At 62.2% G+C, this 7,400-nt stretch carries 11 protein-coding genes; 3 read left to right on the top strand and 8 right to left on the bottom strand.

The genetic code is table 11. From position 1 onward, the window contains the following. From CMI59_RS16785 to CMI59_RS16760, 6 genes are all read right to left on the bottom strand, one after another. Positions 1-642, bottom strand: a 642-nt coding sequence (locus CMI59_RS16785; RefSeq protein ID WP_293329377.1) for an EscU/YscU/HrcU family type III secretion system export apparatus switch protein, incomplete at its 3' end; no start/stop codon positions are given. Between the two features lie 9 nt (positions 643-651). Next, positions 652-1,428: a flagellar biosynthetic protein FliR gene (gene fliR, locus CMI59_RS16780; RefSeq protein ID WP_293329376.1), complete on the bottom strand. Its 777-nt coding sequence runs from the start codon at positions 1,426-1,428 to the stop codon at positions 652-654. 8 nt (positions 1,429-1,436) lie between these two features. Continuing rightward, entirely contained in the window at positions 1,437-1,700 is a 264-nt protein-coding gene (gene fliQ / locus CMI59_RS16775; protein WP_293329375.1) for a flagellar biosynthesis protein FliQ, read from the bottom strand. Between the two features lie 34 nt (positions 1,701-1,734). After that, positions 1,735-2,055 carry a flagellar hook-basal body complex protein FliE gene (fliE, locus tag CMI59_RS16770; RefSeq protein WP_293329374.1) on the bottom strand — a complete coding sequence of 107 codons (321 nt, stop codon included), beginning with the start codon at positions 2,053-2,055 and terminating at the stop codon, positions 1,735-1,737. Between the two features lie 13 nt (positions 2,056-2,068). Continuing rightward, the gene (gene flgC, locus CMI59_RS16765) at positions 2,069-2,479 is read right to left on the bottom strand and encodes a flagellar basal body rod protein FlgC (RefSeq protein WP_293329379.1); all 411 of its coding nucleotides are present in this window, start codon (positions 2,477-2,479) and stop codon (positions 2,069-2,071) included. A gap of 47 nt (positions 2,480-2,526) precedes the next feature. Then, entirely contained in the window at positions 2,527-3,063 is a 537-nt protein-coding gene (locus CMI59_RS16760) for a flagellar basal body protein (RefSeq protein ID WP_293329373.1), read from the bottom strand. 292 nt (positions 3,064-3,355) lie between these two features. Here CMI59_RS16760 and CMI59_RS16755 point away from each other — a divergent pair, with 292 nt between their 5' ends. Then, the gene (locus CMI59_RS16755; protein WP_293329372.1) at positions 3,356-3,814 is read left to right on the top strand and encodes a flagellar biosynthetic protein FliO; all 459 of its coding nucleotides are present in this window, start codon (positions 3,356-3,358) and stop codon (positions 3,812-3,814) included. 77 nt (positions 3,815-3,891) lie between these two features. Continuing rightward, a complete protein-coding gene (fliP, locus tag CMI59_RS16750) occupies positions 3,892-4,569 on the top strand; it encodes a flagellar type III secretion system pore protein FliP (RefSeq protein WP_293329378.1) in 678 nt (225 codons plus the stop codon). A 9-nt stretch (positions 4,570-4,578) separates the two neighbouring features. Here the strand turns inward: fliP and feoB are convergent, their stop codons facing one another. After that, the gene (gene feoB / locus CMI59_RS16745; protein WP_293329371.1) at positions 4,579-6,465 is read right to left on the bottom strand and encodes a ferrous iron transport protein B; all 1,887 of its coding nucleotides are present in this window, start codon (positions 6,463-6,465) and stop codon (positions 4,579-4,581) included. Then, positions 6,462-6,749 (bottom strand): FeoA family protein, encoded by a 288-nt coding sequence (locus CMI59_RS16740; RefSeq protein WP_293329370.1) that lies wholly within the window; start codon positions 6,747-6,749, stop codon positions 6,462-6,464. Before CMI59_RS16740 ends, feoB begins: the two co-directional genes overlap by 4 nt. A 150-nt stretch (positions 6,750-6,899) precedes the next feature. On the opposite strand from CMI59_RS16740, the gene CMI59_RS16735 reads away from it, so the two are divergent. Next, positions 6,900-7,400 (top strand): MFS transporter (locus CMI59_RS16735; protein ID WP_293329369.1); only part of this gene is annotated, 501 nt, incomplete at its 3' end.

The raw sequence follows: 7,400 nt of genomic DNA, 5'->3' as shown, positions 1-7,400 counted from the left end.
CATGCGCTCGAACATGTAATCGAGCACGGCGACCACCGTCATCACGGCGATGACGCCCCCCAGCATGCGCAGCGCCATGGTCTGCACCGCGGGCAGCAGCAGCGTCACGTCCCATGTCATCATCAGGCCGAGCCGGTCACGCTCCGGCCAGGCGATAAGGAAGGTGACGAGCCCGACCACGGCCATCTTCACGATACCCTTGACCAGGTTCATGACGCTTTTGGGCCCGAACAGCCGTTCCAGCCCCTTCATCGGCGAAATCTTGGAGAAGCTCGGCTTCATGTTCTCGCCGCTGAATACCGGCATGTGCTGCACCACATTGCCCGCAACCGCCGCGACGATGAGGATCAGCAGCGGCATGGCGATGGCGCCCAGCACCGTCTTGCCAAGCCCCAGCCAGACAAGCCGCAAATGTTCGGCATCCATCGGGATCGCATCGGGCTGCGCGATGAAGATGCGCAACTGGTCCATGAGCGCCCCGGCCGTGGAATTGCCCAGCATCATGACGGCAAGCGCCCCGCCCAGCATCACGAACCAGGCATTGATCTCCTGGCTTTTGGGGACGTCGCCCTTCTTGGCGGCGTCTTCGAGTTTCTTGTGTGTTGGTTCTTCTGTTTTTTCTGAATCGTTTTCTTCCGCCATGCGTCACCCCTAATGCAGAAAGAGGGTGAGCGTGGACTCGAAGGCATCGAGGAACCACGTCATCATGGCGCCGAGCAGCACCATGAGGAGCAACAGCCCCAGCATGATGTTCGCCGGCATGGCGATGAAGAAAATCTGGATCTGCGGCATCAGGCGCGAAAGCACGCCGATCCCCATATAGAAGACCAGTCCGAAAACGAGGAACGGCGCGGAAAGCTGCAACCCCAGGCGAAAGGCGTGGGAAAAGGTTTCCACCGCCATGCGCGAAAAATCGCCTACCGGCAGGTAATGGCCCGGCTTGAACAAATCGTAGCTGTCGCGCATCGCCGCGATCAGCAGATGATCGAGACCCGTCGCAAAAATCAGCGCGACGGCAAGCAGATTGAGAAAATTCGCGATCAGCACGCCCTGCTGGCCCTGCGTGGGATCGACATTCTGCGCAAAGGCTAGGCTCATCTGAAGCGCGATGATATTGCCCGCCACATGCAGCGCCGACATGATGATTTTCGCGGCCATGCCAATGAAAATCCCGACCGCTATCTCGAAGACGATGATCGTTGCCATGCCGACCACGCTTTCCGGCAGCTTGCCGTAGCTGTCGGCGACAAGCGGCATGAGGATCATCGTCAGCAACAGCGCCATGATGAGGCGCACCCGCGCCGGAATGCCGTTTTCGCCGATCGCCGGCATCATCATCACCATCGCGCCCAGCCGCGAAAAGACGAGCAGGAACACGAAAGCCGTGTCCGGCAGGAGGTTGATGGTGAGGACGGGAGCGCCGGTCATCGGGATCGTCAGCCCGAAACGATCTTCTGGGCGACGAGATGCATCAGCCCGCTCATGACGCTGCCCATGAAGGGAAGCGAGATCAGCAGCGTCACGAAGATGGCGACGATCTTCGGCACGAAGACCAGCGTCATTTCCTGCACCTGCGTCAGCGCCTGGAAGAGCGCAATGACGAGGCCCACCAGCAGCGCAATGATCATCATCGGAGCCGATGCTTCCAGCATCACCCAGATCGCTTGCCGCCCAACATCGAGAACTTCAGGTCCGGTCATGCCCCCACCCCACTAAAAACTGGAACGCACGCCCTCAGATGGGCATGCGCAGGATTTCCTGATAGGCCGAAATGACCTTGTCGCGAACCGTGACCACCGTCTGCAACGTGGCCTCGGCTTCGGAAACGGCCGTCACCACATCCACGAGGTTGCCCTGCCTCGCGCCGGTCATTGCCGCCACCTTCTGCTCGCTCGCCTTGCCGGTATCGACCGCCTCGTCGAGCGCGCTTTTCAGCATGTTGTCGAAACCGCCCGCCGCCTGCCCGGCATTCGGGCCTTGCGTCTGCGGTCCCTTCGACGCCATGCCCGCGGCGCGGGCATAGGCGTTCATTGCAAGAGAAGCCGGTGTTGCCATGGTCCCCTACCCCTTATCCGCGCAGAATATCGATGGTCTGCGAAATCATGCGGCGCGAGGCCTGAATGATGTTCAGGTTCGCTTCGTAACTGCGCTGCGCCTCGCGCATATCCATCGCCTCGACCATGCCGTTTACATTCGGAAACTTCACATAGCCGTCGGCATTAGCCGCCGGATGGTCCGGCATGTATTTGAGCTTGAAGTCCGACTTGTCGGTTTCCGGCCGACCGAGCTTCACCTTGTCCACGCCCATCTGCCGGTCGAGCGTATCCTCGAAGGTCACGATCTTGCGGCGATACGGGTCCGCGCCCGGCGTGTTGCCGGTGCTGTCCGCATTGGCGATATTTTCCGCGATGATGCGCATACGGCCGCTCTGCGCCTTGAGGCCCGACGCCGCCACCATCATCGATTTGATGAGATCCATCGCACTCATGCCCGTCTCTCCTTTATCCCCTGGCCGCGCCCGGCGTCCTAGCCACGTCCCAGCGCGATTTTGATAAGCCCGACGCTTTTGGCGTAAAGCCCCGTGACCGCCTGATAGTCCATCTGTGTCTGGGCGGCCTTCATCATCTGCTCCTCGAGCACGACGGAATTGCCCGTCGGCGAGGTTTCGAAATCCGGTGCGCGCTGCACTTCGCCGCCGCGCGCATGGGCAATCGCCGCGCGCCCTGCCGCGGTGCCCGTCAGCGACGCACCGACGACCGGCGTACCGATATGTCCTGAATTTGTGGCGACGGGCGACAGCATGCCGCTCTGCTGCTTCACCAGCGCGCCGAAATCGAGTTCCTTGAGATCCTTCGCCGCGTAGCCCGGCGTGTCCGCATTGGCGACGTTCTGCGCAAGCACCTGCTGGCGCTCGCCGAGCCATTGCAGCCGCAGCTTCATCATCGACAAAAGAGGAAGATCGCCCAAAGCCATGTGCGTTGCCCCACCAACCGGCGTTCCCTGCCCGGGGAACTCGTCACGCGCTTCCTTCTGAAGCCCGCTACTGCCGGAAAAAAGAGCCACGCATTCCTTGGCGGCACGGGCAGTGTTGACCTCCGGTTCTTAAGAAGCCCCTAACGAGCGGCAAATTCTGCCGGGCGCTTCATTTCGCATTTACCTAAAAAACCCGCGAGCCGCCGTTCGTTTAACCCGTCATTAAGTCTGACACGGCAAATTCTGCCTATGGGCGGTGGCGTCGCGCGTTGGGCAAGCGAAGGCCACCCGGTGGTTCACCTGCAAGAATGAACCGCCGCAACGAAAGGACGATGACACGAAGCGGGCAGCTTCGGATCGTCGGGTGGGGCTTGGGCATTCAATGGATATCACCGAAGTTTTGCGCTTCGTCGGCGCGCTCGTTTTCATCATCGGTCTGATCGGGCTGTGCGGCTTTGCCGCGCGCAAATACGGCCTCTTCACCGGCGGCTACACCATGCCGGGTGCGGTGAAGCGCCTCGCCATCGTGGAAACGAAACCGCTCGACACGAAGAACCGCATCGTCCTCATTCGCCGCGACGGCAAGGAACATCTGATCCTGCTCGGCGCGGAACAAAGCCTCGTCATAGAGAGCGGCATAGACGCGCCCGTTGAAGAACAAAAGGTCGAAGCGACCGCTGCGGCGCCCGCCAATGATGCAGGCGCGGATGAAAAGCCGGCCCCCAAAACAGCACTGGAAACCGCACCGGCAACCGCAAACGAGCGCTTCGTCGCACAGCTTCCCGTGCCCGCCCAGCACATGCACCGTCTGGTGCAGCGCCTGAAGGAGCGCCGGGCATGAGCAGCACCATCGACCGCAAGGCGCTTTGGCGCGCCGTCCTCGCCTTTGCTTTCGTCCTCTTCGCGGCGGGCCCGGCCATGGCCGCCGATCCGATCACCGTCAATCTCGGCGGCGATCTCGGCCTGACCGATCACATCGTTCAGATCGTCGCCCTCGTCACCATTCTGAGCCTCGCCCCGTCGATCCTCATCATGGTGACCTCCTTCGTGCGCATCGTGGTGGTGCTGTCGCTGATGCGCACCGCGCTCGGCATGCAGCAATCGCCGCCCAATGCGGTCCTCATCAGCCTGTCGCTCTTCCTCACCGCCTTCATCATGACGCCGACTTTCAAGGCGGCCTATCATGAGGGCATCGAGCCGATGATGAACCAGCAGATCGAATTCGGCGAAGCCTTCGAGAAGACGAGCCAGCCCTTCAAGACCTTCATGCTGAGCCAGGTCCGCGATCAGGACCTGCAGCTCTTCGTCGACCTTTCCGACGCGGGCAAACCCGACAAGCCGGAGGATATCGGCCTTCAGGTGCTGGTCCCCGCCTTCATGATTTCGGAACTGCGCCGCTCCTTCGAAATCGGCTTCCTCGTCTTCCTGCCCTTCATCGTCATCGACATGGTGGTCGCTTCCGTCCTCATGTCCATGGGCATGATGATGCTGCCGCCGGTGATCATCTCACTGCCGTTCAAGCTCATCTTTTTCGTGCTGGTGGACGGATGGGCGCTGATCGCGGGCAGCCTCGTCCGAAGTTTCGGACATGGATAGGGCCAGGACCTACCCGCCGAGAAACACCGTCGCCTGATAGACGATCATCGCCGCGATATAGGCCATGACCAGCATGTAAACGAACATGACCGCGGGCCAGCGCCATGAATTCGTCTCCCGCTTCACCACGGCAAGCGTGGAGGCGCATTGGGGGGCGAAGACGTACCACGCCAGAAAGGCGAGCCCCGAGGCAAGCGACCAGTGCGTGGACAGGATCTGGGTGAGCGATCCGCCGCTCTCTCCGCCCACCGCATAGACGGTCCCGAGCGCAGCCACCGCCACCTCGCGCGCCGCCATGCCGGTAATGAGCGCCACTGCGATCTGCCAGTTGAACCCGATGGGCTTCAGGATCGGCTCCACCGCATGGCCGATCATGCCGGCGAGGCTGTAATGGATCGCCGGCTCCGTGGCGCCGGGCGGCGGGCCAGGAAAGCTACTGAGGAACCAGATCACGATCATCATGGTGAGAATGATCGTGCCTGCCCGGCGCAAAAAGATGCGCGCCCTCTCGAACACGCCCCAGGCGACATTCTTGACGCTCGGCAGCTTGTAATCGGGCAGCTCCATGATGAAGGGCTCGGACGCATGCCGGTGAAAGAAGAGACGCATCACCATGGCGACGCTCAGCGCGCTCACAATGCCCGCCGCGTAAAGACCGAACATGACGAGCCCCTGCCGGTCGACCACGCCGAACACCGCGCCGCGCGGAATGAAGGCGGCGATGATAAGCGTATAGACGGGAATGCGCGCCGAGCAGGTCATCAGCGGCGACACCAGAATGGTCACCAGCCTGTCCCGCCAGCTATTGATGACGCGCGTGCCCATGATCCCGGGAATGGCGCAGGCAAAGCTCGACAGCAGCGGAATGAAAGCGCGCCCGTGAAGCCCCGCCCGGCCCATCAGCTTGTCCATCAGAAAGGCCGCGCGCGCCATATAGCCCACATCCTCGAGCAGGATGATGAACAGAAAGAGGATCACGATTTGCGGCAGGAAGACGAGCACGCTGCCCACACCGGAAATGATGCCGTCGGAAATCAGGCTGCGCAGCATCCCGTCGGGCAGTGTGGTCTGCACCAGGGCCGACAGCCACCCGAAGCCCGCGCCGATCATATCCATCAGCGGCGTCGCCCAGCTGAACACCGCCTGGAACATCAGGAAGAGAACGCCGAGCAGGATCGCGATGCCGTAAACCGGATGCAGCAGCACGCGGTCCACACACGCCGTCCATTCGTCGCTGTCTTCGGGCCGCGTCACGCAATCCTTGAGAATGAGGTCCGCGGTGCGATGCATCTCGCGCACGGTCTTCGCATCGGGCGCGGCCCATGTATTCACAGGAGCACTCGTGTTTAGGGGAGCGCCCGCCGCCGCATCGGCTTCATCCGGCTGCATCTTGTCGAGAAGAGTCAGCAGCGCATCCGTACCGTTGCGCCGCACCGCCACCGAAGGCACCACCGGAATGCCGAGCTCGCCGGACAGCTTGTCGATATCGATATCGATGCCGCGATGCTTTGCGATGTCATACATGTTGAGCGCGAGGATCAGCTTGCGCCCCGTCTGCTTCAACTCCAGCACCAGCCGCAGCATCAGCCGAAGATTGGTCGCATCGGCCACGCAGACGATGGCGTCCAGCGTGCACTCGTTTTCAAGCGTGCCGAGAACCGCGTCGCGCGTGATCTGCTCGTCGGGGCTGCGCGCGCGCAGGGAATAGGTGCCGGGCAGATCGAGCAGCACGGCCTCGCGGCCCGCGGGCGTAACGAACTTGCCCTCCTTGCGCTCCACCGTGACGCCGGCATAGTTCGCAACCTTCTGCCGACTGCCGGTCAGCGCATTGAAGAGAGCCGTCTTTCCGCAATTGGGATTGCCGACAAGGCCGAGATGCAGCGTCGTGGAGGTCATGACGGGCGGCTATCCGAAGCGACCATGATGCAGCCCGCCTCGCGGCGGCGCAGCGCCACGCGCATATCGTCCACCTTCACGGCGATGGGATCGCGGCCCATCGGGCCTTCATGAATGAGTTCCACCCGCGCGCCTTCCACAAAGCCCATTTCAAGCAACAGGCGCTCAAGCTCGGGCTGATCGTCGGCCGTGACGATATCGGTCACGATCCCGGCATCGCCCACCCGGCCTTCGCCAAGCGGCCAATGGGGAACGGTGGGTTGGTCAGCGGTCTCGAGTGTCATGGCGCCTGCCCTTCATCCTGCCGCCTGCGGGCAGTTTTGAAGGCACTTAAATGCAAGCCCCTCTCATTTGCAATGTGACATTTGGTTACAGATTGGAGATGTTACCGGGCAACCGTCTGTCTCGTCAGCACCGCAGGAAGCCGCCAGATCATGCTGTCCATCCTGAAGAACCGCGCCTACCGCCATTTGTTCGCCGCGCAGGCCGTCGCCCTGGCCGGCACGGGGCTGGCCACCGTCGCGCTGGCCCTTCTCGCTTATGATCTGGCCGGTGCCGATGCCGGGGTCGTGCTCGGAACCGCGCTCGCGATCAAGATGATCGCCTATATCGCCGTGGCCCCGATCGCGGGCGTCGTCGCGGAAATGCTCCCGCGCCGGTCCATGCTGGTCGGACTGGACCTTGTTCGCGCCGCCGTCGCGGCCATGCTGCCCTTCGTAACCGAGATCTGGCAGATCTACGTTCTGATTTTCGTCCTTCAATCCGCCTCCGCCGCCTTCACGCCGACTTTCCAGGCGACGATCCCCGACATCCTTCCCGACGAGCGGGACTACACAAAGGCGCTTTCGCTGTCCCGTCTCGCCTATGACCTCGAAAACATACTGAGCCCGACCGTCGCCGCCGTGCTGCTGACCCTGATCGGCTCGCGCGACCTG

This window comes from Parvibaculum sp. (assembly GCF_002684405.1).
Lineage (GTDB): Bacteria > Pseudomonadota > Alphaproteobacteria > Parvibaculales > Parvibaculaceae > Parvibaculum.
This window is presented reverse-complemented; position numbering and strand designations above follow the sequence as displayed.